Origin of the sequence: Mesorhizobium sp. Primo-A (assembly GCF_003997175.1) — a bacterium.
GTDB classification, from domain to species: Bacteria; Pseudomonadota; Alphaproteobacteria; order Rhizobiales; family Rhizobiaceae; genus Mesorhizobium; species Mesorhizobium ciceri.
In genome coordinates, this window is sequence record NZ_RZTG01000001.1 from 455,033 (window position 1) to 481,016 (window position 25,984).

Annotated in this window: 31 protein-coding genes and 1 pseudogene; 14 read left to right on the forward strand and 18 right to left on the reverse strand. The window is 62.3% G+C overall.

Going from position 1 to position 25,984, the window contains the following annotated elements:
• Window positions 1-2: 2 nt before the first annotated feature.
• Window positions 3-620, reverse strand: coding sequence for a hypothetical protein (locus EOC83_RS02145; RefSeq protein ID WP_063167841.1), 618 nt, complete (start codon window positions 618-620; stop codon window positions 3-5).
• Entirely contained in the window at window positions 613-1,134 is a 522-nt protein-coding gene (locus EOC83_RS02150) for a hypothetical protein (protein WP_013532080.1), read from the reverse strand. Before EOC83_RS02150 ends, EOC83_RS02145 begins: the two co-directional genes overlap by 8 nt.
• A gap of 164 nt (window positions 1,135-1,298) precedes the next feature.
• On the opposite strand from EOC83_RS02150, the gene EOC83_RS02155 reads away from it, so the two are divergent.
• Window positions 1,299-1,658 (forward strand): hypothetical protein, encoded by a 360-nt coding sequence (locus tag EOC83_RS02155; RefSeq protein ID WP_013532081.1) that lies wholly within the window; start codon window positions 1,299-1,301, stop codon window positions 1,656-1,658.
• A gap of 14 nt (window positions 1,659-1,672) precedes the next feature.
• Here the strand turns inward: EOC83_RS02155 and EOC83_RS02160 are convergent, their stop codons facing one another.
• The 3 genes from EOC83_RS02160 to EOC83_RS02175 all read right to left on the reverse strand — a co-directional run bounded on the left by EOC83_RS02160 (window position 1,673) and on the right by EOC83_RS02175 (window position 4,491).
• Window positions 1,673-2,638 carry a DUF3592 domain-containing protein gene (locus EOC83_RS02160; protein ID WP_224619575.1) on the reverse strand — a complete coding sequence of 322 codons (966 nt, stop codon included), beginning with the start codon at window positions 2,636-2,638 and terminating at the stop codon, window positions 1,673-1,675.
• Window positions 2,639-2,756: 118 nt separating this feature from the next.
• Window positions 2,757-3,365: a class I SAM-dependent methyltransferase gene (locus tag EOC83_RS02165; protein ID WP_063170216.1), complete on the reverse strand. Its 609-nt coding sequence runs from the start codon at window positions 3,363-3,365 to the stop codon at window positions 2,757-2,759.
• A 226-nt stretch (window positions 3,366-3,591) separates the two neighbouring features.
• Window positions 3,592-4,491 (reverse strand): GH25 family lysozyme, encoded by a 900-nt coding sequence (locus tag EOC83_RS02175; protein WP_127371385.1) that lies wholly within the window; start codon window positions 4,489-4,491, stop codon window positions 3,592-3,594.
• Here EOC83_RS02175 and EOC83_RS33150 point away from each other — a divergent pair.
• Window positions 4,490-4,765 carry a hypothetical protein gene (locus EOC83_RS33150; protein ID WP_164748023.1) on the forward strand — a complete coding sequence of 92 codons (276 nt, stop codon included), beginning with the start codon at window positions 4,490-4,492 and terminating at the stop codon, window positions 4,763-4,765. The two genes, EOC83_RS02175 and EOC83_RS33150, sit on opposite strands and share 2 nt — an antisense overlap.
• Before the next feature lie 72 nt (window positions 4,766-4,837).
• On the opposite strand, the gene EOC83_RS02180 is transcribed toward EOC83_RS33150, so the two are convergent.
• From EOC83_RS02180 to EOC83_RS02210, 7 genes are all read right to left on the reverse strand, one after another.
• Window positions 4,838-5,626: a phosphodiester glycosidase family protein gene (locus EOC83_RS02180; protein WP_013532085.1), complete on the reverse strand. Its 789-nt coding sequence runs from the start codon at window positions 5,624-5,626 to the stop codon at window positions 4,838-4,840.
• 71 nt (window positions 5,627-5,697) lie between these two features.
• Window positions 5,698-6,570: an undecaprenyl-diphosphate phosphatase gene (locus EOC83_RS02185; RefSeq protein ID WP_013532086.1), complete on the reverse strand. Its 873-nt coding sequence runs from the start codon at window positions 6,568-6,570 to the stop codon at window positions 5,698-5,700.
• Window positions 6,571-6,759: 189 nt separating this feature from the next.
• Window positions 6,760-6,957 (reverse strand): hypothetical protein, encoded by a 198-nt coding sequence (locus tag EOC83_RS02190; protein WP_027162632.1) that lies wholly within the window; start codon window positions 6,955-6,957, stop codon window positions 6,760-6,762.
• Between the two features lie 185 nt (window positions 6,958-7,142).
• Complete coding sequence (locus tag EOC83_RS02195; protein WP_013532088.1) at window positions 7,143-7,541, reverse strand: GFA family protein; 399 nt, start codon at window positions 7,539-7,541, stop codon at window positions 7,143-7,145.
• Window positions 7,542-7,728: 187 nt separating this feature from the next.
• The gene (locus EOC83_RS02200; RefSeq protein WP_063167839.1) at window positions 7,729-8,685 is read right to left on the reverse strand and encodes an alpha/beta hydrolase; all 957 of its coding nucleotides are present in this window, start codon (window positions 8,683-8,685) and stop codon (window positions 7,729-7,731) included.
• 40 nt (window positions 8,686-8,725) lie between these two features.
• Window positions 8,726-9,211 (reverse strand): SRPBCC family protein, encoded by a 486-nt coding sequence (locus tag EOC83_RS02205; protein ID WP_024504356.1) that lies wholly within the window; start codon window positions 9,209-9,211, stop codon window positions 8,726-8,728.
• 199 nt (window positions 9,212-9,410) lie between these two features.
• Window positions 9,411-9,659 carry a ParB N-terminal domain-containing protein gene (locus tag EOC83_RS02210; RefSeq protein ID WP_013532091.1) on the reverse strand — a complete coding sequence of 83 codons (249 nt, stop codon included), beginning with the start codon at window positions 9,657-9,659 and terminating at the stop codon, window positions 9,411-9,413.
• A 197-nt stretch (window positions 9,660-9,856) separates the two neighbouring features.
• Between EOC83_RS02210 and EOC83_RS02215 the strand changes: the two genes are divergently transcribed.
• Window positions 9,857-10,273, forward strand: a complete 417-nt coding sequence (locus EOC83_RS02215; protein ID WP_024504355.1) for an acyl-CoA thioesterase — start codon at window positions 9,857-9,859, stop codon at window positions 10,271-10,273.
• A gap of 15 nt (window positions 10,274-10,288) precedes the next feature.
• On the opposite strand, the gene EOC83_RS02220 is transcribed toward EOC83_RS02215, so the two are convergent.
• Window positions 10,289-11,248, reverse strand: a complete 960-nt coding sequence (locus tag EOC83_RS02220) for a LysR family transcriptional regulator (protein WP_063167838.1) — start codon at window positions 11,246-11,248, stop codon at window positions 10,289-10,291.
• 135 nt (window positions 11,249-11,383) lie between these two features.
• On the opposite strand from EOC83_RS02220, the gene EOC83_RS02225 reads away from it, so the two are divergent.
• The 9 genes and pseudogenes from EOC83_RS02225 (at window position 11,384) to EOC83_RS02265 (ending at window position 19,843) form a co-directional block, all read left to right on the forward strand.
• The gene (locus tag EOC83_RS02225) at window positions 11,384-12,166 is read left to right on the forward strand and encodes an ABC transporter substrate-binding protein (protein ID WP_063167837.1); all 783 of its coding nucleotides are present in this window, start codon (window positions 11,384-11,386) and stop codon (window positions 12,164-12,166) included.
• A gap of 64 nt (window positions 12,167-12,230) precedes the next feature.
• Window positions 12,231-12,878, forward strand: coding sequence for an amino acid ABC transporter permease (locus EOC83_RS02230; protein WP_063167836.1), 648 nt, complete (start codon window positions 12,231-12,233; stop codon window positions 12,876-12,878).
• Window positions 12,879-12,890: 12 nt separating this feature from the next.
• Complete coding sequence (locus EOC83_RS02235) at window positions 12,891-13,550, forward strand: amino acid ABC transporter permease (RefSeq protein ID WP_013532096.1); 660 nt, start codon at window positions 12,891-12,893, stop codon at window positions 13,548-13,550.
• On the forward strand, window positions 13,547-14,311 hold the full coding sequence (locus EOC83_RS02240) for an amino acid ABC transporter ATP-binding protein (RefSeq protein ID WP_063167835.1): 765 nt from the start codon (window positions 13,547-13,549) through the stop codon (window positions 14,309-14,311). The genes EOC83_RS02235 and EOC83_RS02240 overlap by 4 nt, the downstream gene beginning before the upstream one ends.
• 8 nt (window positions 14,312-14,319) lie before the next feature.
• Entirely contained in the window at window positions 14,320-15,963 is a 1,644-nt protein-coding gene (locus EOC83_RS02245) for a N,N-dimethylformamidase beta subunit family domain-containing protein (RefSeq protein WP_063170215.1), read from the forward strand.
• A 1-nt stretch (window position 15,964) separates the two neighbouring features.
• On the forward strand, window positions 15,965-17,350 hold the full coding sequence (locus tag EOC83_RS02250; protein WP_063167834.1) for an aspartate aminotransferase family protein: 1,386 nt from the start codon (window positions 15,965-15,967) through the stop codon (window positions 17,348-17,350).
• A 2-nt stretch (window positions 17,351-17,352) separates the two neighbouring features.
• Window positions 17,353-18,280: pseudogene (locus EOC83_RS02255) on the forward strand (3-keto-5-aminohexanoate cleavage protein).
• A gap of 25 nt (window positions 18,281-18,305) precedes the next feature.
• Complete coding sequence (locus tag EOC83_RS02260; protein ID WP_013532101.1) at window positions 18,306-18,818, forward strand: GNAT family N-acetyltransferase; 513 nt, start codon at window positions 18,306-18,308, stop codon at window positions 18,816-18,818.
• On the forward strand, window positions 18,815-19,843 hold the full coding sequence (locus EOC83_RS02265; RefSeq protein WP_063167833.1) for a histone deacetylase family protein: 1,029 nt from the start codon (window positions 18,815-18,817) through the stop codon (window positions 19,841-19,843). Before EOC83_RS02260 ends, EOC83_RS02265 begins: the two co-directional genes overlap by 4 nt.
• A 15-nt stretch (window positions 19,844-19,858) precedes the next feature.
• Here the strand turns inward: EOC83_RS02265 and EOC83_RS02270 are convergent, their stop codons facing one another.
• The 3 genes from EOC83_RS02270 to EOC83_RS02280 form a co-directional block, all read right to left on the reverse strand.
• Window positions 19,859-21,124, reverse strand: coding sequence for a cysteine desulfurase-like protein (locus EOC83_RS02270; protein ID WP_063167832.1), 1,266 nt, complete (start codon window positions 21,122-21,124; stop codon window positions 19,859-19,861).
• Between the two features lie 51 nt (window positions 21,125-21,175).
• Complete coding sequence (locus tag EOC83_RS02275) at window positions 21,176-22,243, reverse strand: aldo/keto reductase (RefSeq protein ID WP_027162642.1); 1,068 nt, start codon at window positions 22,241-22,243, stop codon at window positions 21,176-21,178.
• Between the two features lie 113 nt (window positions 22,244-22,356).
• On the reverse strand, window positions 22,357-22,812 hold the full coding sequence (locus tag EOC83_RS02280) for a hypothetical protein (RefSeq protein WP_081714352.1): 456 nt from the start codon (window positions 22,810-22,812) through the stop codon (window positions 22,357-22,359).
• A 309-nt stretch (window positions 22,813-23,121) separates the two neighbouring features.
• On the opposite strand from EOC83_RS02280, the gene EOC83_RS02285 reads away from it, so the two are divergent.
• The gene (locus EOC83_RS02285; protein WP_023810361.1) at window positions 23,122-23,286 is read left to right on the forward strand and encodes a hypothetical protein; all 165 of its coding nucleotides are present in this window, start codon (window positions 23,122-23,124) and stop codon (window positions 23,284-23,286) included.
• Window positions 23,287-23,347: 61 nt separating this feature from the next.
• Here the strand turns inward: EOC83_RS02285 and EOC83_RS02290 are convergent, their stop codons facing one another.
• The gene (locus EOC83_RS02290) at window positions 23,348-23,854 is read right to left on the reverse strand and encodes a DUF1993 family protein (protein ID WP_063167831.1); all 507 of its coding nucleotides are present in this window, start codon (window positions 23,852-23,854) and stop codon (window positions 23,348-23,350) included.
• A gap of 138 nt (window positions 23,855-23,992) precedes the next feature.
• Here EOC83_RS02290 and EOC83_RS02295 point away from each other — a divergent pair, with 138 nt between their 5' ends.
• The gene (locus tag EOC83_RS02295; protein WP_063167830.1) at window positions 23,993-25,045 is read left to right on the forward strand and encodes a DUF1176 domain-containing protein; all 1,053 of its coding nucleotides are present in this window, start codon (window positions 23,993-23,995) and stop codon (window positions 25,043-25,045) included.
• A 27-nt stretch (window positions 25,046-25,072) separates the two neighbouring features.
• On the opposite strand, the gene EOC83_RS02300 is transcribed toward EOC83_RS02295, so the two are convergent.
• Window positions 25,073-25,963 carry a phospholipase gene (locus EOC83_RS02300; protein WP_063167829.1) on the reverse strand — a complete coding sequence of 297 codons (891 nt, stop codon included), beginning with the start codon at window positions 25,961-25,963 and terminating at the stop codon, window positions 25,073-25,075.
• Window positions 25,964-25,984 lie beyond the last annotated feature (21 nt).

Consider the following 25,984-nt stretch of genomic DNA (forward strand, 5'->3'; position numbering starts at 1 on the left):
TCTCACCCCCTCGGCAAGACGCGTAGCGTCTGCTCGTCAAACAATGGCTCGTCCTGGCCGATGCGCACAAAAAGCAGGCTGTACCCCTCACCCGCGGGCACCTCGAAATACTGCATGCCGTCAGGCATTTCACCCCAGTCGCCGCAGGGCGGTTCGGGAATCTCGTCGGAGCTGGCAAGTGCTTTCAGCTCTTTCGCATAGGCGGCGTCGGGGCTGAATGTGTAGCGTTTGACGCCGGCGGGTACCGTGCCCTCGGTGTAAGGCGCCAGCACACAGCGGGCGCTGACGGCCTTGTCGGTCTTTTCCAGGAACAGGCGCTGCAACGCAGCCTCGGCGGTTTCGCCAGGCTTGATGTCAAAGACCTCGACAAGAGGGTCAGCCGCGCCGCCGTCGCTGTATTTGATGGCGAGCGCTTTGCCGGCGAATTCGAAATGGATCTGGCGGAAGCCGAAATCGCAGCGCTGCGTCCAGGCGGCCAGCCCGACAGTTTTGTCAGACAATTTTTCCCAGGCGCATTTGTCGATGGGCGGGCGCGACGGCGCCGGCTCGTCCGCCATGGCTGGTATCGTCGCGGATGCAAGCAGGGCACTGGCCCAGATGGTCGATCGCACGCTATTCATCGCTGCATCCTGTTAAAATGAAGGCGTCCCAGGCCGAACCGCCTGGATTGGCATTGGCGAAATCGGCTCCTTCGGTGAAAGCCACGCCGAAACCGGGCAAGAGCAGCCCTCTCGGCGCCGGTGTCGCTTCGCGCGAATTCAACTGCTCGGCGCCGCCGCCGGTCAAGGCATAGACCTGGCCCTCCCATAGCCTGCACAATCCGCTACCGTCCTGCAGGCCGCCTTCCCGGTCGTCGTCGGTGCAGGCGTGGCGAATGGTGCCGAGCGGGAAGGAATTCTTGCCGTTGGTCCAGGTGATGTCGGCGGGCAGGCTCGTGCCGGCTTTGGGCACGGCCAGCGAAAACACTTCGGCCGTCAGCGCCGCCGGCTCGTTGGCGAGCGGCCGGAATTGCACGACGGCACCCGAGCGCGGCTCCTGATAGGTGGCGTGACTCAGGAGGCATTCTTTTGCCAAGGCCGCCTGCATCGGGCCGAGCAGGCCCAGGAGGAAAAAGGCCAGTATGCGGGTGATCATCCAATGTCTCTGGGAAAGCGTTGAGTCGGCCCGCACAGTCGCATCATCCGCGCAAAAGCATAGCAAAATCCGGAACGGCGGCGTTTGTCCGCTCCTGGACAAAACTTGTCCACGCAAAATCCCACCAGCCTGTATGGTCGAGCGCACTGATCGAAGGAGTGGTGATGCGGCGTTTGGTGATGACGACGGCAATATCCGCATTCGCCGGTGGCTCCGCGCTGGCGGCGCCGCCTTATGTTGGGACATGGTCTAGCGACAGGCTGAACTGCCACGCGGCTCCCGACATCCAACGCGAGACTGTGTTCACAGTGGACCAGGCGTCGCTGTCGTTCCCCGATCTCGGCTGCGAGCAGGCGACATTTCGCAAAAGCTCGACCGGTTGGGTGGTGCATGCCAGCCAATGCTACGGTTCCGACCCGTCGATCGAGGAGCCGTTCGCGCGTGTCATCCATATCGTCAGGCATGGGGCCACGCTGCGGTTCACCTGGCCTGGCTTCGACAGCGGACCGCTCGTCCGCTGTTGAAGGCGTCCGGCGCCTCAGACCAGGCCGACCAGAAAGGCGGCGCCACCGAGAAAGCCTGCCGAGCAGATCCATAACAGCCAGAGCCCCCGTACCCGGCATTCCAGCACCGCCGAGCCGGGGTTGGCGGGGTCATAGTGGACGTCGACCTTGCTGCCTTCGACATACTGCCGTGCCTGGCCGCCGACGAGGCCGGGCAACGAAGCCGTCACGGTTCCGCCGAAGGTCACACGATCGGCGCTGTAGCGCTGGCCGGCGACGTCATAGGAGTAGACGATGCGGGATTTGAAGACGGTGCGCCAGCGACCATGGCCAGAATGGTTTCGGAGCGCCTGCAGGCCCGAGTTATCGATGCGGCCGGCAGTGACCGGCCATTTTGCCGCCTGCTCGGCCAGCGATCTCTGGACGAAGCCCATGCGCAAGGCAAACAGGCCCATGAACAGCAGCAGCGCTCCCGCGCCGAGGTTTTGCGGCTTGGGCAAATGCGGCCTGATCGCCTCCAGGACGCCGCCGACGGAAAACACCAGCACAAGCGCGCCGACCACCAGCCCGGCCGAGAGCTGGATCATGAACTTGAAGGCGCCTTCGGGCATGGTGCGCTCGATCACGGCTTTGCTCGGATCGGCCGGATTGTAGAAGACAGTCACCTCCGCGCCGCGGGGAAACTGGGCAAGGGTTTCGGTGACTTCGAAATTCCCCAAATTCTCCTTCACGCTGTAGCGCGAGCTTTGAAATTTCTTGCCGCCGACCTTGTATTCGAAGGTGATCGCCGGAAAATTGCGCATTTCGGTCGTATCAGTGCTGTCCGAACCAACGCCCGAGCTTCTGACCTCGCGTGCCTCGACGCGCGACGAGATGATCTTTCCCGGCGTCGGCAGCCAGCGGCTGAGTGCCTTCACCTCTCGCCATTTCATGAAGGTGATGAACGACAGCGCGCCCGCGACCACGCAGGCAAAGCCGACAAGCATGATCTTGAGTTCCAACTCGTCTCCCCCCAGGAGTGCAGGAACCCGCACATAGACAGCATGGCGGCGGCAATGTCTTGTATTTTCGCAAATCTGAAAAGGCTGAGCAGCGCAAACGGCAACAGCCCACGCCGCGTTATGCAGGCTTCACGGCCAGGAACGTGTTCCATTCTTCGCTATTGCGGCCGACGTTGAAATCGTCCCTGATAAGGACCAGCCCGGCGCCTTCGAGATGGGCGGCGAAGTCGTCCCTGCGCCAGTAGACCATGTGATATTCGCCTGATCTCTCGCCGTCGCCATTGCGCATCGAGACGAGGAAGGCGCCGCCCGGGCGCAGCGACCCGGCTATCTTGGCAAGCACCTGGTCGGTCTGGTCGCGAGGCACGTGGATCAGGACGCATAGGGCAAGGACCGCGTCGTAGGGGCCGCCGAGATCATCGGTGATGAGATCGAGCAACTCGCCATGCTTACCACGCGCGGCCTGCAGCTCGAGAAACCGCTTGGTGGCGTCGGTGCGCCGAACCTTGACGCCCAAATTTTCCAGAAAATCCGCATCGTATCCGGCTCCGGACCCGACTTCCAAAATCCGGCCACCTGTGCCGGCGATTGCCACCAGGCGCTTGAGCGATGCCTGCTCCCTCTCGTTGGGAACATGGCGCACGATGGCATCATATTGTTCCGCATAATCCTCGTAAGCGCTGATCGTTTGACGGCTCTGTGCCAGAGCCTCCGATGACACACCCATCTTTTCCTCCCATGCGTCCTTGTTGGTCAAAGAGCCAGGCACTTTCCTCAGCGAATGCTGCCGGCGGAAGCGTGTCCATCGAGCAGTCCGATATCGCGCTTGAAATGGTCCGACAGCGCACGCTGGTCAAGCAGGCCGCGTGAGCGGGTCCTGAAGGGAGCGGCGAAGAGGTCGAGGATCGGCGGACACCCGAGAAAGCGAACGACGCCAAGCCTGATAGCTTGTCTCAGTTGGCGTCGGCTACCGTCTGCCGGCCCCCGGCCCAGGCGCGCCATTGCCGTTCGTCGCCATGGAAGACATTGAGGTCTATGCGGCCAGTGACGCCGTGCGACAGGCCGGAGCCGGAATACTGCCAGAACAGCCATTTGCGACCGGGATAGACCTTTGACGGATGCTGGGCGACCGCACGCAGCCAAAACGGATAGTCGAGGAATTCGCCCCTGAGATTGTCGCGGTAGAAATCGGGCGCGGTGTAGATGATGGGCCGCTGGCCGTAATAGCGCTCCAGCTTGTCCATGAACACCTGCATCTTTTCCAGCACCTTTTCGCGCGACGGCCGCCGCTTGCAGCTGGACTCGCCGTTCCACTCGACGTCGATCACCGGCGGCAGCGCGCCTTCGACCCTGGGCACGTTGCGGATGAACCAGTCCGCCTGCTCGCCCGCCGTGCGGCACCAGTAGAAGAAATGGTAGGCGCCGCGCTTCAAGCCGGCGGCGTCGGCGTTGCGCCAGTTTTTCATGAACATCGGATCGAGGTGGTCGCCACCGTCGGTCGCCTTGATGTAGGCGAAGTTGGCGCCCTGCGCCCGCAGCTTGTCCCAGTTGACGTTGCCTTGCCAACGCGAGACGTCGACGCCGTGCACTGCAAGGCGGCGAGGCGAACCCTTGCCGAAATTGATCGGCTTGGCGTCGCGAAAACCGTAACGGGTGAGCGGCCCGGCAAGCATGGCCGGTGCCGCGCGGGTCAATAGCTTGGGCGGCGACACCAAGGCTGCCGGCTCGACCGGCAGCCCGCCGATATCAGGCACTTGGGGATCAGGCGCATCAGGTGCGGCAAACACCCCCGTCTCTTCCTCCTCCGCCAAGCCGAACGGGCGCGTTTTTTCCCCCGGACCGTTGTCAGACATGGGAGCCAATCCGGCCCTTGCCGCCCTGTTGCCCCTTGCCGCCGGAGCAGCGGCGATCGGTGCCGGCGGCCGGATCACGGAACTGGTGGTCTCGTTGGAGGGTTTCTGCAAATCCAGCGCATCGACGCCGGCCGTTGACGAGCAGCCGGCAAGGCATAGCGATGCTATCAAAAAACTGACGACGCCCGGAATCCGCATCTGGACCTGTACTCAAAACACAACAGACCGAGGGCGAAACGACAGCCGACGGACAAACCGGATCAGTTATGAATGAGAAATTACCAATAAAGTTTGAATCAAGTTTTTTTCGCCATACCGCATGCGGGTAAGCGCGGTGGAAACTGGCTCAGGATTTCCTGAAGACGCCGATCATCGGCCCGAGATTCCAGTAGTCGTCTTTGCGGCCGATGGCAGGCGCAAACAGGCTGGATATCGTGCCGTCGAGGAACAGCGCGTTATCGCAACCGAGCGCGTCGCGGAAAAGCCGGGCGAAGGCATGGAAGGTCACCGTGCCATTCGAAATCGCAAAGACCGCGACGCCATCCTTTCGCACCCCGACACCGTCGCGGGTTTTCCGCGAAGTGCCGTCGGCCTGGAATTTCGGATGCAGCTTGCCGTCGATCACCAGCATCGGCCCCGATTGCGTCGCATAGTCGACGGTCGGGCGCCTCTTCACGAAGTCCCTGGTGGCGCGGACCGCGGCCCTGCCGTCGCGTATGTAGAAAATGCCGTTTGGCTGCAGGGAAAAGTTGCCGCTTCCCGAACCCGTTTTCACCGACGCCATCTCCTGGCCGCGCTCGACATAGAGACCGACCGGCGCGAGGTTCGGGTGATACATGCCGGCATTGATGCCGAACAGCATCGTGCGCCCGATCGCCTGTTGCGCGGCATGCAGATTGTGCAGCGACTGAAACGGCTTGCCCGCCGCATCCTTCCAGAACAGCTCGAGCTGATATCGTTTCGGATCGACCTCGCAAACGAGATAGCTGGTCGCCTCGAAGGTGAAGTCCCGGCATGGTGGCAGCGAGACAACCCACTGGCCGAACGACGCGCCAAGCGCCGCCACCGACGGCAGCGCCCCCTTGGCCATCGCCAGCAACAGTGGCACCGATTGCAGGAGGGTCAAAAAATCCATGTGCGTACCGGAATCGAAGTTCGAGGTCCGGTACGGATATAGCCCGTTTCAAGCGATACTGTGGAACTGCCTTAGACGAGCCATCCCATGGCGACGCTCGACAACAAGACGATGCCGAGCAGGCCGCGATAGATGACGAACGGCCAAGCCGAGAAACGCTCCAGCACGCGCATCAGCCCCCATATGGCGAAGAAGGCGGAGATCGACGCGACGACCAGCCCGACAGCAAGCACCGACCAGCCATGGGCGTCGAGATGGACCTTGTGCAGTTCCCAGAGTTCCTTGAGGCCGGCGAGCGCGATGGCAGGCAGCCCGAGCAGGAACGAGAAGCGCGCCGCTTCGGCCCGTTTGAAGCCGAGCCCCAGTGCCGCTGTCAGGGTCGAGCCCGAGCGCGAGACGCCGGGGACAAGCGCGCCGATCTGGGCGATACCGACGAGCAGCGCATCGGTCAGCGACGCATCGCCCATGCTGCGCCGGTGACGGGCAAAGATCTCGGCCAGCGCCAGCAGGATCGCCATGGCGATGCAGGCCCAGCCGATCACCGTCAGGCTACGCAGCGGCGAATTGCAGGCGTTGAGCAGGCCCGACAGCGCAACGCCGGCGATGACGATGGGGATCGTCGCCAGCACGATCCAGAGCGCCAGCTTGAAATGCCGGTCGGCGAAATCGCGTCGCGCCAGAGCGTCGAGCGATCCAAACAGGATATCCCTGACGTCGCTCCAGAAATAGCTGACCACCGCGGCAAGGGCCGCAAGCTGCATGGCGGCGGAGAAGGCGGAGCCAGGATCCTGCCAGCCGAGCACGGCCGGCACGATGCGCATATGGGCAGTCGAGGAAATTGGCAGCAGTTCCGTGATGCCTTGCACCACGCCGAGGAACGCCACCTTGGCGAACCCCAGGCCGACGAAGCCCGTGTCGAGGCCTTGGGTGCAGATATCGGCCAAAATCGAATTCCGTGCATGAGAGATCGGAGTTGCGTGGACCGACCATCGGTCAATCCCGGGCAAGCCTTATCGTCATGGGCCGGATAATCAATTTACGGATTTGTAAGCTGGCACGCCGAGGTGCACGCCGTTCGAAAACCGGCCCACCTTGGGGCCGGCTTGAGGCACACAGGGAAAATCGCAAAGCGACTACGGGCAGAGCCAGAGTTTCTGGCATGTCCTGGCGATCACATGCGCCGGCGGCACTTCGGGCTCATCGGTCGAAGGCCGGCGAGCCCGTTCGAGCAGCATGCGCACCTGTTCGGGACGCACACGATCGCGCTCCATCACAAGCAGGACCATCGGATCTCTCAAAAGCTCGTCCAGGGTGCTGATGCTGTCGTTCATCCGTCGTCTCCTCGAATGCCGTACCCGCGACCCTTAAATAGGACGACAAAGATGGCTCGCCAATGACGCTTTGCCGGCTATCTCGTGTCGATTTGGATTAAATTTTGGCCATGCTTGCGCTCTTCCCTTCCCCTGGCGCTGCGCGTCGATCCACCTTCTTCCACAACAAGGGGAGAAGGGAAAAATTAGCCTGGCGGAGGGGCGCCTTCGTATTTCGGCAGGCCGTCATCAAGCACCAGCCAAGGCTGCTTCGAGGCCGTGAAAATATGCATTTGCGGCTTGAAAACCGTGGGATCGTCGAGCGAACCGGTGGTGATGCCGATAATCCCTGCGGAATCACGTCGGGAGAACAGCGTTGTGCCGCAGCTCGGGCAAAAGCCGCGCTTGAGATCCGGTGAAGAGCCTATAGTCGCCAGCGGCCCATCGATCGTCACGTCCTCGATGCGAAACAGCACGCGTGCGTTGAAGGCGGCGCCGATCGCCTTCTGGCAAAGCCGGCAGTGGCAGACGCGTTCGTTGATGGGAGCCGCGTCCGCGCGGTAGCGCACCGCCTTGCACAGGCATCCGCCCTCATATCTTGCCATTGTCTGGATCCACTGGTGGGAGAGAATAGGCGCGCAACGTATCGGCGGGGCCGATTGGGTCAATTGAAAAGCTTTGATGCAATGTCATCGCTTGTGCTGATGCGAGTTGGGATGAAGCCATGACGCCGAAAGCCGTCATGGAGCCACGGAATGCCGGCTGCCCGCCAACAGCCGGCGGTTTTGGCGTTCACTCCATTTCGCCGACGACCTCGTCCCAGGTCTTGACCTTGGTCTGGCCGTTTAGGAACGGCAGCGCGGCGGCCGTCAGCTCCGGGGCGAAGAAGACATCGTAGTGGGTGCGGTTGGGCAGGATCGCCAGGCGGTTCTGCGACAAGTTCTCGCGCATCCAGCCGGCGTCCTTCAGTCCGCCGCCGAGCATCTGATAGAACTTGATCTCGTGTTCGGGCTTATACATATCGCTGTCGCCATAGACCAGCATGACAGGCATCTTCAGCTTGGCGACATCGGCCGAGTAATCGCGGTTCTGACGCATGAAGCCGCCCAGCGCATCGAGGAGCTTCGGGAACTCCTCCGGATGTGGCGCCACCGCGACGTAGGATTTGTACATCGGCGTGTCCTTCATGAACTCAGCCGCGGCTGCGCTCACCTGTGCCTGCTGCGGACGCATCTCGTCATAGAAGCCGTCCGTGGCGTAGCCGGTCGATACCAAGACGAGGCGGCGCACCGCTTCGGGATGCTGGACGGCCATGCGGAAGGCGACGCCGCCGCCTAGCGAATAGCCCATGACATCGACCTGGCTGTAACCGAGCGCCTTGACGATGGCGGCCATGTCGTCGCCCATCGCCTCCACGGTGAATGGTCGGTCACCCAGCGCGGTGCGGCCGTGACCCTGCAGGTCGACGCCGATGACGGTGCGGTTTTCGGCAAGTTTCGGCAGGATCGGCGCGAACATATCCGTGGTGCCAAGACCACCATGCAGCAGAAGCAGCGGCTCGCCCTTGCCATAGATTGCATAGTAGTAGTTCAGGCCGTTGATCGTCAGAAGGCCGGACTTTTCCGGCTTCGGCAGTGCATTCGTTTCAGTCGTCATGGCAGGTTTTGTCTCCTCTGCATTGATGATGCCCGGGCAGGCAAGCAGTGCTGCGGCCGAAGCAAAAATGGCGAAAAACAGGGTTTTGAACATATCGATCTCCTCTCCTGTCGATATCAAGGCGTTATGCGGATCAAAGCGTTTTGGCGAGTTCTTCGAGCTGGTCGGCGCACTGTCCCCAGCCCTCGTGGAACCCCATCTTCTCATGCTGTTCGCGGTCGGCGACGCTCCAGTGCCTGACCCGAGCGATGTAGCGGGTCTTGCCGTTGCCCTCGTCCTCGAAGGTCAGCGCGACGGTCATGAACGGCTTTTCCGAAGGCTGCCAAGCCTCAGTGTAGGCGTCGGTGAGGACGATCTTCCTGCCGGCAACGACTTCGAGGAAGACACCTGGGTTGGGGAACTCGTTGCCGTCCGGGCTGGCCATGACGACAAGGCTCGAGCCACCGGCGCGCACATCCATCTCCGCGCGCGGCGTCGTCCACGGTTTTGGAGAGAACCAGCGCGTGATCAGTTTCGGATCGGTCCAGCAGCGATAGACGTTCTCGCGCGGCGCATCGATGATGCGGGCGAGAACCAGTTCGCGGTCGTTGGTGGGGGCGATGTCGAGCTTGGTGGTCATGATGGCGTCCTGCGTTTGATCTGGCTTCCGTCCCAAGGACGAGCCGATGAACCGCAAGCCGACATCGGCCAGCGAAAATTTTGCGACACCGTTTCGATTGACCCGAGGCGTCACTCACCTTCGTCATCCACGGGCGGAGCACGAACGCAGCTCCGTCGCGGAGACCCGAGGATGACAAAGTGATCGATGGGCCAAAGCCTTAGTGGCGCTTGGCTTGCACCAGATAGGCCTCGATCTCGGTCTCGCCGAGCCACTTTGCCGCTTCCAGCCGGTGCAGGCCTTCGACGAGGATGTGGCGCTTGCCGTCATGGCGGACCTGGATCGGCGTCTTCATGCCGTTTTCCAGAATGTCCTCGGCGAGATGGCGGACGGTCTCGGGATGCAGCGTTTTCTTGCGCGCCGTCGGCACGTAGATCTCGTCGACCTTGACCTTTTGCACTCTGAGCATGCCGACCCCCGTGGCGGAAACGCCGCCACCCCTGAAATAGTCCGTTTGATGGAGGTGGCCAAGGGTGCGGCTAACGAATACGAAGTCCGAAGGCCATTCTCGGTTCGAAGATGCCAGGGACAGCAGATCGTTTGCCTGTCGTCGCGCGTTTCGATATTGCGTCTGCGCGATCGTCGAAGGCCACGGAGCAAATCCCCATGAGCAAATCTCTCGTCACCTTTGTCGGCGTCGCTCATCCCTGGATGTGCGACGTGATGGGGCACGTGAATGTGCGTCACTACGCGGCGATGTTCGATGATGCCAGCTTCCAGCTTCTCGGCCATATTGCCGGACAGGACGACAACCAGGCGTCGCAGATCGGATGGGCCGACGTGCGCACCGAAATCGACTATCGGCATGAAACGAAAGCCGGTGCACTCATCACCATCCGCTCGCATGTCGTGAAGATCGGCCGCACCTCCATCACCTTCGAACAGGTGATGTTGGGCTCGCTCGACGGCATTGTCCGCGCATCGAGCCGGACGACAAGCGTGCGCTTCGACCTTGCCGCGCGCGCCTCGGTCGCTCTGGACGAGCCGATGCGCGACCGCTCTTCGGCCTTCTTGATCGAATAAGCCTGTCTCCGCCCGTCAGCCTATGTAGATGCGGTCATCGAGGGGCGTGTCGGCAATCAGCGTCTGCAGCCCTGACAGCAGCGCCTTCTCGGCGCGGTTCATCACCTTGTCCGGATTGACCAGCAGGAAGATGTCGATGGCCGGCGGCGCGTCATAGGGCGGCAGCCGCCACAGCATTCCATCCGCCACATCCCGCCGCGCGACGTGCAGCGGCAGCGGCCCAATGCCCAACCCGGCGACGATCATGCGCCGCACCTCTTCCAGGCTCGAGGACACGCCGACGACATCGGCATTGAGCCGGGCCTCGCTGCGCAACAGCGCGACCGGCCGCAACGCATCCGAGATATGGTCGGTCTGGAACGATACCGAGGGCTCGCCTCGGAGATCGGTCAGCGTCAGCCCGGTTTGCCCGTAAAGCCTGTGCTGCGGCCCACAGAAGAAGCCGAAGAACTCGCGGTAGACCATCGCATATTCCAGCGCCGGATCGCGCTGGCTGACCAGGCAGATGCCGAAGGAAGCACGCCGCTCCCTCACCTGCTTGGCGACTTCGGTGCTTGCTGCGACTGAAATGGTGATGCTGGCGTGCGGGTAGTTGCTGTGGAACTCGGACAGCGCCTGATCAAAGAGCGGCGAGACGACATGGCTTGCCGTCGCGATCATCACATGGCCGGGAACATCGTCGCTGATGCCGCGCATCAGCAGCGGCAACTGCGATATGGTGCCGAACACCTCGACGCTCTGCTCGTAGAGAAGCCGCCCGACCTCGGTCAGTTCGAAGCGCGTCGCGTCGCGCTCGACCAGACGCCGGCCCACCCGGTCCTCCAGTCGCCGCAGAGCATTGCTGACGCTGGGTTGCTTGAGGTTCAGTCGCTCCGCAGCTCGCGTGATGCCCTTCACCTCCGCGATGACGACGAATGTCCTCAGAAGGTTCCAGTCGAGATCCCAGACCAGCCGTTCGGGGCGTGGAAGTACCATTCCTGATATCTATGCTCTCTATTCGCATTATCTATTTGCGCAATGATACCGCAAAGGCAATCATTGATGACAGGAAAGCGTCTGCACGCCTCCCAAGAACAAACCTTGCGCGCCATCCAGAGGAGATGAAATCAGATGAACAGAGTATTTTCCGGCATCGCCGTTGCGGCCCTGCTGCTTGCGTCGACCTTCACTGCCGTTTCGGCCAGGGCCGACGACCTCGAAAAGATCAAGGCGGCGGGCGAGCTGAAGATTTCCATGAGCGGTCAGTATCCGCCCTTCAACTTCGTCAACGACCAGAATGAAGTCGTCGGTTTCGACGCCGATATCGGCAAGGCCATCGCCGAGCGCATCGGTGTCAAGGGCACCATCATCACCACGGCCTGGGACGGCATCATTGCCGGCCTGCTCGCCAACAAATACGACACCGTCGTTGGCTCGATGACGATCACGCCTGAGCGTGAAAAGGTGGTCGATTTCGTCGGGCCTTACTACCACGCCGGCCGCGCCGTTTTCGTCAGCGAGCAGTCGAAAGTGCAGAGCCTCGACGACCTCAAGGGCAAGACCATTGGCGTGACGCTGGGCGAGACGCATGAGAAATGGGCGCGCGAAAAGGGTGGCTGGGATATCCGTACCTACAAGGGCCTGCCGGAAATGCTGCTGGAGCTGAGGGCCGGCCGCGTCGACGCGATAGTCGTCGACAACATTCCGGTCATGGTTGCCGTCAAGGAGACGGGCGAGAAGGTCCGCAAGCTCAACACGCCCGATATCGAAGGCGGCGCTGTTGCCATCGGCATCGCCATCCGCAAGGACAATCCGGAGCTCAAGGCTGCGATGCAGAAGGCGCTGGACGACATGCTGGCGGACGGCAGCTACGAAAAGATCTCGATGAAGTGGGTCGGCAGCGACATCCGCTGATCTCTCCTGGCTTCAGGCGAGCAAAGCCGCCTGAAGCCGAGCGTTACTCCTGCTGGACCCTTTCATGGATTTCTCCTTGATGCAGCGCGTCTTCCCGTTCTTCGTGGAGGCCGCCTTGGTGACGATCGAGATCACGGTGTTGGCCCTGATCCTGGGCCTCGCGGCTGCTTCATTGGCCGCGGCCGCCAAGATGTCGAAATCGGCAATCCTGCGGACCATCGGCACGCTCTATGTCAGCCTGTTTCGCGGCACGCCGTGCCTGATCCAGCTCTTCGTGCTCTATTTCGGCGGCCCGCAGATCGGCATCAATCTGGAGCCGTTCGCCGCCGGCGTTATCGGCCTCGGTCTCAACATCGGCGCCTATATGGCGGAATCGATCCGTGGTGCGCTGGTCGCGGTCGACAGGGGCCAGACGGAGGCCGCCCGCACAACAGGCTTCAGCCGTTTCCAGACCTTGCGCAAGGTCGTGCTGCCGCAGGCCGCACGGCTGATGATCCGGCCGCTCGGGGTCAATACGGTTGCTTTGTTGAAGGGATCAGCACTTGTGTCGACCATTTCAGTCGTCGAACTGACCTACACCGCCCAGCGCTTCATCGGCTCCACCTACAAGCCGTTCGAGATATTCGGCGTTGCAGCCCTGCTCTACATGATCATGGTCTACGCGGTTGCGCGGATCGTCGACCTGCTCGACAAACGCTTCGCCATCGTCTGACCGGAGAGCACGATGCAAGGTTTGGATTTCACCGTCGTCGCGCCCTACTGGGACCTTCTGTTGATTGGTGCCTGGTGGACGGCGGTGCTGACGGTCTCGGCGGGCGCACTCAGCTTCGTCGGCGGCATCCTGTTCGCGGTCATCGTGCTCTACGCCCCTAAGATCGTTGCCTATCCCGTGCGCGCGCTCATGTGGGTGTTCATGGGCACGCCGCTGCTGTTGCAGCTGTTCCTGATCTATTTCGGCCTGGTGCAGATCGGCATCGACATTCCTGCCCTTGCCGCCGGCATTGTTGGGCTCGGCCTGCACTTTGCCGTCTACAATGCCGACATCATCCGCGCCGGCATCGTGGCCGTCGATGTCGGCCAGACGGAGGGTGCGCGCAGCATCGGCTTCGGCAAGTGGCAGACGCTGCGCCATGTCGTGATACCGCAAGCCATCCGCAACACGGCACCACCGATCGGCGGTAATCTGATCGCGCTGTTGAAGGAATCCTCGATCGTCTCGGTCATCGGCATCGCCGAGTTGGTCCATTCGGCCCAGCTGGCGATCAGCGAAACGTTCCGCCCGTTCGAGTTCTACATCACCGCAGCGGCGCTTTATTACATTCTCAATCTTGTGCTCGAGGCGGCTTTGCGTCGGTTTGAAAGACATGTGGAGGTTTCCCGATGAGCACGCAGCGGCCAATGGTCGAGGTTCGCGGCGCGCGCAAATCGTTTGGCGCCGTCGAGGTTCTCAAAGGCATAGGCCTGTCGGTCGATCGCGGGCAGATCGTCGCCATCATCGGCCCGAGTGGCTCCGGCAAGAGCACGCTGCTGCGCTCCATCAACCATTTGGAATCCCTGGACTCCGGTGAAGTCTGGCTCGACGGCGTGCAGGTCAACCAGAAGCTGCACGGCCATGCCTTCGAGCGGCACATCAACAAGGTGCGCCAGCAGATGGGCATGGTGTTTCAGCACTTCAATCTGTTCCCGCATCTGACCGTGATCGAGAACATTTCCATGGGACCGATCATCCTAAAAGGCATGACCAAAAGTGACGCGCATGCGCTGGCGCATAGCCTCTTGTCCAAGGTCGGGCTCGCCGACAAGATCGACGCCTACCCCTCGCGGCTTTCGGGCGGCCAGAAGCAGCGTGTGGCCATTGCCCGTGCACTGGCGATGCAGCCCAAGGTGATGCTGTTCGACGAAGCCACCTCGGCGCTCGATCCGGAACTGGTCGACGAGGTCAACGCGGTGATGAAACAGCTTGCCGCCGAACACATGACCATGCTCATCGTAACGCATGAGATGCGCTTTGCCGGCGAAGTGGCCGACAGGGTGCTGTTCATGGATGACGGCGTGATCGTCGAGGAAGGCCCGCCCGGCGACATGTTCCGCGCGCCGCAGAAGGACCGCACGCGCAGCTTCCTCAAGAAATATCTTTCCGCCTGAGTATGACCATGACCAGCCCAAACACGGAATTCCCCGATTTCGGACTGACGCCGGAGCAGCGCCGCCACGCGGTGCGCGGCCACTATTACGAGTGGCCAGGCATGGATGGCGAGCGCGGCGAGATCTGGTGCTACAGCGACCGGTTTTCCTATCGCGCCGGCGAAACGGTGGCTTTGCATGTCAGTTCGACAGCTGCGACGTTCGGCATCACAATCACCCGAGATGGCGGCAGCGAAAACAAAGTATTCGAGAAATCGGGCATCGCGGCACGCTGGCAGGACACACCCGACCAGTGTTCGGCTGAAGGCTGCGGTTGGGACCCATCCTTCGAATTTCGCGTCGGAGCGGGCTGGCCGTCCGGCGCCTATCGGGTCACGCTGACCGCCGACGGGCTCGACGGCAAGCCGATCCAATGCCACCATATTTTCATCGTCTGCCCGCAGCCGGGCCGCAAACCTGGCCGCGTGCTCCAGGTGGCGGCGACAGGCACATGGCTGGCCTACAACACCTGGGGCGGCTCCAACCACTATCAGGGCATCACCGGGCCGGATCGCAACCAGTATTCGCCCATCGTCTCGACGCAGCGCCCCTGGTGCCGTGGCTTCGTCGTGCTGCCCAAGGATGCGCCGCGTGTGCCGCTGGAGGTCGCTGTGCCGCCGAAGACCGTGCCGCGCTATCCGCACATGGAGTGGGCGCTCGCCACCGGCCATTCGAAGAAATACGCTTCGTCCGGCTGGGCCAGCTACGACAGCCATTTTTTCCGCTTCGCCGAGCGGGCCGGCTATCAAGTCGATCTCGCCAGCCAGCATGATCTGCATTTTTCGCCGGAAATTCTCGACGGCTATGACTGCGCCGTGTTCGTCGGCCATGACGAATACTGGACCTGGGAAATGCGCGATGCCGTCGACGCCTATGTGACCCGCGGCGGCCATGCGGCGCGCTTTGCCGGCAATTTCATGTGGCAGACGCGGTTCGAAGACGAGGGCCGCCGGCAGGTCTGCTACAAATATCGCTCGCGTGCCGAAGATCCGGCCTATCTCCCAGACGGCGACGTCACCCGTGCCACCAATTCCTGGGAGGCGCCGGAAATCGGCCGGCCGGGTTCGGCGACCTTCGGGCTCAACGCGACGCGCGGTGTCTATGCCGGCTGGGGCGGCTGTGCACCGCGCGGCGTGCGTGGTTTCCCGGTCTACCGGCCCGAGCATTGGGCCTTCGCCGGCACCGGCATCTACTATGGCGACCTGCTGGGCGCCGACAGCCATGTCTATGGCTATGAGGTCGACGGGCTCGACTTCGAGATACGCGGCGGCCTGCCCTACCCGACTGCGACCAGCGGCGCGCCAGATGGCCTGCAGGTTCTCGCCGTCGGCATGGCATCCCAGGTCGAGGAAAGCGCCGATATCCCGATCGAGGACCAGTTCCTCACCGACGAAGACGGCCGCTTCACCGCCGAAACGTTGTTTGGCGAGGCGAGCGACGCCAATCTGGAAAAGGTCAAACGCGGCAACGGCATGATCGTCAATTTCCCGCGCGGCAAGGGCGAGGTGTTCCATGCCGGAAGCTGCGAATGGGTCGCCGGCCTGCTAAGACAGGACCCGATGGTCGAACGCGTCACGAAAAATGTCCTCGATCGTTACCTCGGAAAGCCCTGACATGTCGAAAGTCCAATCCGCCGTTCAAGAAACCGAAGCCCGGCGAGACTCGCATCTGTTCTATCTGTCCAGCCTGCGCCGGCCGCTGATCGACCGCGCCGAAGGCATCTACATGTGGACGCAGGACGGCCGCCGCTTCATCGATGGCTCGAGCGGCCCGATGGTGGCCAATATCGGCCATTCCAATCGCAATGTGCTCGACGCCATGAAGCGGCAGATGGACCGCGCCACCTTCGCCTATCGGCTGCATTTCGAGAACGAGCCGGCGGAGGAGTTGGCGCGGGAGTTGGCCGGCAAGCTGCCGGAGGGCATGGACCGCATCTTCTTCGTCTCCGGTGGCTCGGAGGCGACGGAATCCTGCATCAAGCTGGCGCGGCAATGGGCGGTCGCCACCGGCCAGGCCAGCCGCTGGAAGGTGATCACGCGTTTCCCCTCCTATCATGGTGGCACGTTGGGTTCGCTCTCGATCACCGGCGACGATGCGCTGGCCGAAACGTTCGAGCCGATGATGCGGGTGATGCCAACCGTGCCGGCGCCGAATGCCTGGCGCGACCGCGACAATCTCTCGATTGAGCAGCGCGGCATCCGCTATGCCGACATGCTGGAGGAGAAGATTCTTGCGGAAGGTCCAGACAGCGTGGTTGCCTTCATCATGGAGCCGATCGGCGGTGCGGCGACCGCGGCGCTGGTGGCCCCGGACAGTTATTATCCACGCATCCGCGAGATCTGCGACCGCTACGGCATCCTGCTCATCCACGACGAAGTCATGAGCGGTGTCGGCCGCACCGGCAAATTCCTCGGCGGCGATCACTGGAACTGCAAGCCAGACATCGTCGCCTTGTCGAAGGGGCTGGGCTCCGGATATGCGCCGCTTGGCGCACTCGCCGCACCGATGCGGCTGGTGCAGCCGTTGCTCGCCTCCGGCGGCTTCCAGCACGGCCACACCTATGCCGGCAATCCGCTGGCCTGTGCCGCCGGCCTGGCTGTGCTCGGCGAAATGGACCGGCTCGACCTGATCGCCAATGCGGCAGCCATGGGCGATGTGCTGATGGACGGGCTTAAAGGCCTGGCGAAGCGGTTTCCGTTCCTTGCCGACGTGCGTGGCAAGGGCCTGCTCACCGGCGCCCAGATGGTCGCCGATCCCGAGACCCTAAAACCGATCGACCAGAACAAGAAAGCCACGCAGCGGCTGCTCGACCTCGCCTATGAACGCGGGCTGATCATCTATGGCCGCAGGGTCAAGGGCGGCGTCGACGGCGACAATTTCATGGTCGCGCCACCGATGATCGTCACGGCCGAGCAGGTCGGCGAGATCATCTCCATCATCGGTGACTCGCTGGAGGTTCTGGCCGCCGAGCTCGACCTGCCGGTCGGAGGCCAGGGGTAAGAATGGCACCGCGAAAAGTCATCATCACCTGCGCCGTCACCGGCTCGGTGCACACGCCGTCCATGTCGCCCTATCTGCCGGTGACGCCGGACCAGATCGCCGCAGACGCGATCGCGGCGGCGGAAGCCGGCGCCTCGATCCTGCATCTGCACGCCCGCGACCCGAGGGATGGCCGCCCGACCGCCGATCCGGACGTCTACATGCAGTTCCTGCCGCGCATCAAGCAGGCGACCGATGCAGTGATCAACATCACCACCGGCGGCTCGTCGCTGATGACGCTGGACCAGCGGCTGGCAGCCCCTTTGCGGGCCGAACCCGAAATGTGCTCGCTCAACATGGGTTCGATGAATTTCGCGCTGTTCCCGATGCTCGACAAGCCGAGGGAATGGCAGCACGAATGGGAACCCAAGCTGCTGGAAGCCACCCGCGACACGATCTTCAAGAACACCTTCGCCGATATGGAAGCGGTGCTGGAAAGACTGGGAAAGGGCTGCGGCACGCGCTTCGAATTCGAATGCTATGATGTCGGCCATCTCTATTCGCTGGCGCATTCGCGATCGGGGGTTGGTGTCGGGACCGCTGTTCATCCAATTCGTCCTTGGCATATTGGGCGGCATCGGCGCCGACCCGGACAATCTCGTCCACATGAAGCGGATCGCCGACAAATTGTTCGGCGACAGCTACCAGTTCTCGGTGCTCGCCGCCGGCCGCCAGCAGATGCCGCTGATCTCAATTGCAGCAGCCATGGGCGGCAATGTCCGTGTCGGGCTGGAGGACAGTCTCTATGACGGCCGCCAGCTGGCGAAATCCAATGCCGATCAGGTGCGCCGTATCCGTGGCATTCTCGACGGGCTGTCGCTGGAGGTTGCAACGCCCACCGAAGCGCGCGACATGCTGGCGCTCAAGGGCGGCGACCGGGTGGCGTTTTGAGATGCTGATCTGAGATGAACCTGAAATGATTGCCTCGCCCAAAATCCGCCTCCGCCCCGGCCGAGTGGAAGACGTCGAAACCATCCACGCCGCGATCCTGAAACTCGGCACGCATATCGGTGCGCCGGAGGAGATCATTTCGACAGCAGATGATTTGCGCACCTACGGCTTTGGTGAAAAGCCCGCTTTCTCCACCCTGATCGCCGAAGTGGGCGGCGAGTTTGCCGGCCTTTGCCTGCATTTCCCGATCTTTTCGACATGGATGGGGCGGCCTGGCGTCTATGTGCAGGACCTCTATGTCGAGGATCGTTTTCGCGGCCGCAAGATCGGCGAGCGGCTGCTGCGGCGTGTTGCGGCGCAGTGCCGGAAGGAAGGCGGCGTCTATCTCCGGCTGTCCGTCGACACCGACAATGAAGGGGCCAAGGCCTTCTACGAGAGGCTGGGCATCGCCTGGTCGAGCTACGAACAGACCCAAAAAATCATCGGCGAGGCCTTCTTTGCTTTCGCCGACGCGCCGGAAAACGGGGATCAGGAATGAAAGCCTTCTATGCCGAGGAACAGAAGCGCCACGACCCCAGGGCCTTTCTTTCGAGCGGCGCGGCACAGCCCAATCCGGAAAAGCCGGAGCGCATCGAGAGATTGTTAGTCGGCGCACTATCTGCGGGTTGCACGATCGAGCGACCTCGGGATCATGGGCTCGGCCCGGCCGCGGCGGTGCACACGCCGGAATATCTGGATTTCCTCGAGCATATCTACGCGCGCTGGCAGCGCATCGAGGGCGCTTCGGCCGAAGTGATCCCCAACATCCATCCGATCGCGCGCAACGGCTCCTATCCGGCCTCGGCGGTCGGCCAGGCCGGCTATCACATGGCCGACACCGCCTGCCCGATCTCGGGCGAGACATGGCAGAGCGCGCTATGGAGCGCCTGGAGCGCGGTCGATGCGGCCGAGGCGGTGATATCAGGCGCACCGGCCGCCTACGCGCTGTGCCGCCCTCCCGGCCACCATGCCTTTGCCGATGTTGCCGGCGGCTTCTGTTTCATCAACAATTCGGCCGTCGCGGCGCAGGTTCTGCGCAAACGGGCCGCACGGGTGGCGATCCTCGATGTCGACCTGCATCACGGCAACGGCACGCAAGGCATCTTCTATGCACGGCCGGATGTGCTGACCGTCTCACTGCACGCCGATCCGGTGCGCTTCTATCCGTTCTTCTGGGGCCATGCCGACGAGCGCGGCGAAGGGCCCGGCCTCGGCTACAATTTCAACCTGCCGCTGCCGCGCAAATCCGCCGACGCGGCGTTTCTCGAAGCGCTCGAGGTGGCCTTCCAGCGTATCCGTGCCTTTTCGCCCGACGCGCTCGTTGTGGCGCTCGGCCTCGACGCGTTCGAGGGCGATCCGTTCGGCGGACTTTCGGTGACGACGCCTGGCTTCTCGCGCATCGGCGAGGCCATCGCAAAGCTCGACCTGCCGACGGTCATCGTCCAGGAGGGCGGCTACCTCTGCGACAAACTCGGCGACAATCTCACCGCGTTCCTCACCGGCTTCGGCGGCAAGATGCGGTGAGTGCTCAAGCCAGCGTTAGGAGCGCTGCTGCCTGAGCATGGCGATGACCCGATGCACACTTTCCAGCGTTTCGTCGATTTCGGCTGCCGTGTTGTAGTGAGCAATGCCGATGCGCACGACGCCATGCTCGGCTGGAATGCCGAGCTGGTGGACGATCTCCCAGGCGTAGTTGTGACCGGACCACAGGAAGATGTTTTCGGCGTTCATCTGCCGCACGATTGTCTCCGGCACGATGCGCTCGACCGTGAAGGAAACCGTCGGCACGCGATCGCCGAGCCGCTTCGGGTCGGTGATGCCGTGGACGGTCAAGCCCTCGATATCGGACAGGCCGTCGATCAGTTGTTGCGCCAGCGGGTTTTCGTACGCGATCGAAGCCGCGAACGCCTTGGCGATCTTCTGCCTTCTTGAACCGCCCTCGCCCGCCGCCGCGCCAAGGTCGGCAAAGTAGTCGACTGCGGCGGTGAGGCCGGCCATCAGCTCGATCTGCGGCGTGCCGAGTTCGAACCGCTCCGGCAGGCCATTCGACGAACAGCGGCATTTATAGGGCTGCAAGTCATCGATGACGTCGCGCCGGCCCCACAATATGCCCATATGCGGTCCGAAGAATTTGTAGGCCGAGCAGATCAGGAAATCGCAGCCGAGCTCCTGCACGTCGATCAGCCCGTGCGGCGCGAATTGGACAGCATCGACATAGACCAGCGCACCGGCATTCCTGGCTATCGCAGTCAGCGCCTTCACCCGGTTGATCGAACCGGTCAAATTGCTGGCGTAGTTCAACGCGACCAGCCGTGTCTTCTCCGAAAGCAAGCCAGCCAGCGTCGCCTCCTCGACCTGCCAGCTGGTTTCGTCGAACGGCAGCCAGCACACGACGAGGCCGTGATCCTCGGCCAGTTGCAGCCAGGGCGAGACGTTGCCCTCATGGTCCATGCGGGTGAGGATGATCTCGTCGCCGGGCTGCATCGTGCGGCCGAGCGTGCGCGAGATGTGGTAGGTCAGCGTCGTCATGTTGGCGCCGATGACGATTTCCTCAGGGCTTGCGGCGCCGAGGAAATCGGCCATGGCCTCATGTGCCTCATCGACGACGGCCTGCGCGGCAATCGTCGTTTCGAAGTAGCCGCCAAGGTTCGCATTGGTGGTCAAGAGACAGCGCGATACCGCATCCGCCACTGCCTGTGGCACCTGCGTGCCGGCAGGGTTGTCGAGATAGATGCGGCGGCGGCCCTTGTCGGTCAGAGAGAGAGCGGGAAATTTCCCCCGGATAGCCTCGATCGGAAAATTCATTGCCGCCCTTCTCCCATTGTAATCGTTGGATATTCGGCCAGAAATCCCCGTTCAAGGACAGGGATTGCCGACCCGCTGGTGGATCGCATCCACCGCCTTCTGCATTTCGTCGGTCCAGACGACGTCGACGGAAGACAGCGCCATATCGAGCTGCGCAACGGTCGTCGCGCCGACGATGTTCGAGGTCACGAACGGCCGGCTCGAGACAAAGGCGTTGGCAAACAGTGCCGGCTCCAGGCCAAAGGAGCGCGCCAGCTCATTGTATTCGAGTTGTGCCTCGGCGGCACCTGGCGTCTCGTAGCGCTGGCCGCGATTGAACAGCTGCGTGCGCGAGCCCTGAGGCCGCGCGCCGTGGTCGTACTTGCCGGTGAGATAGCCCTGCGCCAGCGGCGAATAGGGCAGCAGCGACACCTGCTCGCGCTCGCAGACCTCGGCGAGATTCACCTCGAAGGTGCGGTTGACGAGATTGTAGGCGTTCTGGATCGACGCGACGCGCGGGCCGATACCCTTGTCGGCTTCGGCAAGGAACCGCATCACGCCCCAGGAACTCTCGTTCGACAGGCCGAAATGCCGAATCTTTCCTGCCTTCACCAATTCGTCAAACACGGCAAGCGTCTCGGCGATCGGCGTTTCGCCGGCCGGTGCGCCGACGGAATCGGCGCGCGGCGACACGGCGCCGACGCGCGTCGGGTTGGCGCCCCAGGGGATATCCCGCTCCGGCCAGTGGATCTGATAGAGGTCGATGTAGTCGGTGCCGAGCTTGGTCAGCGACTTGTCGATGGCGTCAAAGATATCGGCGCGCACCAGTTGCGACGGCCTGTCGCCGCGAAACCAGCTGTTGGCCGTGCGGCCGACGACCTTCGAGGCCAAGATCACCTTGTCGCGGTTGCCCTTGGCCTTCATCCAGCTGCCGATGATCTTTTCGGTCCGCCCCTGCGTCTCCGCCTTGGGCGGGATCGGATAGAGCTCGGCGGTGTCGATGAAATTGACGCCGCGCGAGAAAGCCAGGTCCATCTGGGCGTGGCCTTCGGCCTCGGTGTTCTGCTGGCCCCAGGTCATGGAGCCCAGGCAGATCTGGGTAACAAGAAGATCGGTCCGACCGAGACGGCGTTTGTGCATGGATTCGGCTCCGGAGGAAGGCTGGCGCGACTGCGCGGAGGAGCCGCATCTATAGGCAAAGCAGAGCCGCTCTCCAAGCCTCGCCAGGCCGACTTTTGCGTGAACCAGCCGGGTTAGCGGCGAGCACCGGCCAGTGCACGACGCTTGGCCTCGTCGATCAGCATGTTGGCCACTTGCATGCGGATCATGGCGCGCTGGCGCAAATGTGGGGCGACGCGGTCGGGATGGTTGGCAAAGGCAAAGCTGCGGCGCATACGGCCGAAATCGGCGACCTGCTTGGGCTGATTGAGGCCGAGTTCGACGGCGATGGCTTCGGGATCGATCGGCGGCAGTTTTTCCTCGGGCTTTGGCTCTTCGCCGGCGAGAACCAGCTTGGCATGATCGAGCAAAGCGGCGAATTCGGTCGCCAGATCCGCGCCCGCCTCGCGATATTCGGCAGCGGAAACCTTGATGCGGCCGGAATGGAGTTCATCGGCCACCGAAAGATAGTCGAACGGGATGGATGGACGAGCGCCGGCCTCTTCGCCCTCGCCATTCTTGTCGGGGGCGATGAAGAGGTCGTCGAGCAACGAAGCGAAATCCCGCTTGGCGCCAGTAGCGATGTCAGCCTCCCCCTCGCCCGACCATTCGGGTATCGAAGCATAGAACCGGCTCGTTAAAAATGCATGGCACCGATCTCAATGAATTTAGCCGTCGCCTCGTGGCAGCCATGCAGCCAGCATTCGAGGCTACGATGCGCGTCAGCAAAAGTTTCACCCGGTTGCGGAAAATGGCGAAAAAAATCGCCAAGACATGGCAGGTATGCAAATGCTGCACTGCACAATTGTCACGATTCACCTATATTGGCAGCCGTGGAGGACCAATTTGGGGCTTGAATCATGGGTTTCTTCACTGAAATGTTCGCCCGGCCTCGGCCACAGGAACATCTGAGATACCGCTCGGCGCTCGCGCTGCTTCATTCGATGAGCAATGCCGACCGCGCCGACATAGGGATCAAGCCGGCCGACTTCCCCCGCATCGCCCGCGAAATGTCCATTCGCTAGCTGCATCCGGTGTTCAGGATGTCCCGGATCGGTCCGGGACACCTCCAAAAAATTCAATTCCTTAGCGCGATCCCAGGAACGTCGCCTTGCCCAACGGTACGCCATTGTGGCGAAGGATGTCGTAAGCCGTGGTGAGATGGAAATAGAAGTTGGGCATGGCCACATGCAGCAGATACTGCAGGCCGGGCATCGAGCTTTCGCGTCCACCAAGCTTCAGCTCGATGATCTTGTCATCGGAGCCGTCGAATTCGGCAGCCGAAAATGTCGCGAGAAGGTCGAGCGTCTTCGTGATGCGAGCCTGGACATCGGCAAAACTCGCCTCATTGTCCTCGTATTTCGGCACTTCGCGGCCGGCGAGCCGTGACGGCGCGCCCTTGGCATGATCGGTGGCGATCTGCACCTGCCTGGTCAAGGCGAACATGTCCGGCGCCAGCCGCGCCGTCAGAAAAACCTGCGGGTCTATCTTGCGGTCCAGCGCATTCTGTTCGGCGGTCGCAAGCACATTGGAAAGCGCTTTCAGCCTGGCCGAAAACACCGGCACGGATGCCTCATACATCGATATCGTCACGTCAAATCTCCTGCCCGGCCCAGCGCCGGCGGACGCGACGTAGCGCCTTCGTGCAGGATTTTTCAAGGCCGCCGACGCCGCGTCACCACGTTGCCGCAATCGCCGTCGTAGAATCCTCTTATCGAGCGGAGGTTCCCGATGAGATGCGCCCTTTTCGCAGCGACTGCCTTTCTCTCCCTTGCCCCGATCGGTCAAACGACCTTGGCAGCCGAAGATGCCCGCGAAACGCCCTATGTCGACGACCGGTCGAGCGCCGATGCTGTTGTGCGTTCGCTCTACAGCGCCATCAGCCGGCACGAATTCGCTCGCGCCTGGGGGTATTTCGGCGATACAAAACCGGCAAAGGATTTCGACAGTTTCGTCAAGGGCTATGACGGCACCGACAAGGTCGAGGTCTTGACCGGGGCGGTTTCCGACGAAGGGGCGGCCGGCAGCATTTTCTACAACGTGCCCATCGCCATCCGCGCCACCGACAAGAGCGGCGGCGAAAAGGTTTTTGCGGGCTGCTACACGCTGCGCCAGGTGAATGCCCAGATCCAGGCGGAGCCACCCTTCGATCCGATCCACATCGAGAAGGGGGCACTGAAACCCTCCGCCGCCGATTTCGAGGAGGCGCTGCCGCCAAGCTGCGGCGATGGGCCGCCGCCACCGAAGAAGGACACTGCGCTGGAGCAGGCAAAGAAGGCGTTTCTGGCAACCTATGGCGGCCAGTGCGACAAACAGTTCCTGGCCGACGAGCCGACGGTCTTTTCAATCAAATACAAGGACAAGGATGCGCAGCCCGGCGACCCCGACAAGGAGACGCGGCTGTTCCATTTTTCCTGCTCGGCCGCCGCCTACAATGAAAGCTCGGTCTATTATATGACCGACGAGACATCGGCCGTGCAGCAATTGCAATTCGCCGAACCCAAGATGGACATCCGCTACGAGAACAATGACAGCAACGGCAAATTGCTGGGCATGAGCATCGTCGGTTTCCAGACGTCCGGCTGGGCGGTCAATTCCGACTATGACGAGGCCACCCAGACGATCACCACGTTCAACAAGTGGCGCGGGGTCGGCGATGCTTCCGACGCCGGCACGTATCTGTTCCGCAACGGCAATTTCTCGCTGGTCCAGTACGACGTCGATGCATCATATGACGGCGAGCAAAATCCCGAGACTGTCGTCGACTACAACACTGCGCCTTGAGCGTCACACGGGCTTGCAGGCAGCCTGTCAGGGCGACTTCGACAGCATCCAGTTGAGCGTGCCGCGCCAGTCGGTCATGCGGATCGGGGTGCCATGGGTGCCGGTCTCGAAACGAACGAAACGGGTCGGGTAAGTCTTCGATTTGGCCAGGATCGAGCGAAAGAATGCCTCCTGATTTGCCACTGGGAAGACCACGTCGTGACTGCCCTGGCCGAAAAAGACCGGCACACGGCGCTTGAATGCTGGGCTGGTGAAAAAGCTCTCATCCCATAGCGAGCCGAGCAGCAGCAGGCCGTTGATGCGGCCGCCCATGTCCTTGCGCGCGGCAAGCTTCCAGCACAGCGCACCACCCATCGATCCGCAGGCAACGAAGATCTTCGCGCCTGGCGACCGGTCGGCATAGTGACCGATCAGCGCTGCCACCTGCGCTGCTCCCTTGTCGCCGAAATCGGTAAAATCCGGGCTAAGGTAGAGGCCGCCATTGCTGGCCATCAGGTTCTTGAGCCGGTTGAAATTGCCGCCGAAGGTGAAGTCGTCGACGCCTTGCTTGCGGCTGCCGCCCTGCCCGTGCAGGTAAAGCACGATGATGCCGGCGCCCTCGGTCTTGCCGACGGCGAAATGCCTGATATCGCCGGCGTCGGTTTTCAGCAACAGATCCTGCTGCACCTTGCGCACGCTGGCGTCGGTATATTGGGCGTTCACCCGCCGCTCGGGCACCTGGTCACGCTGGTTGATGTCGCGCATCTCGCGGTAGTCGATGACCGTGTAGGCACCGTTGCTGTCGGACGACAGCGTGGGCGGATAGGCGAAGAGATCGTCCTTGAAGGGTTTTAGGGACAGCGTCTGACTTTGCGCGGCCGACGACAGCAACGCGGTCGTGACTGCAAAGGCACAGAAAATTTGGCGGCGAAAAGACATACCCAACGCATGCGTAATTCG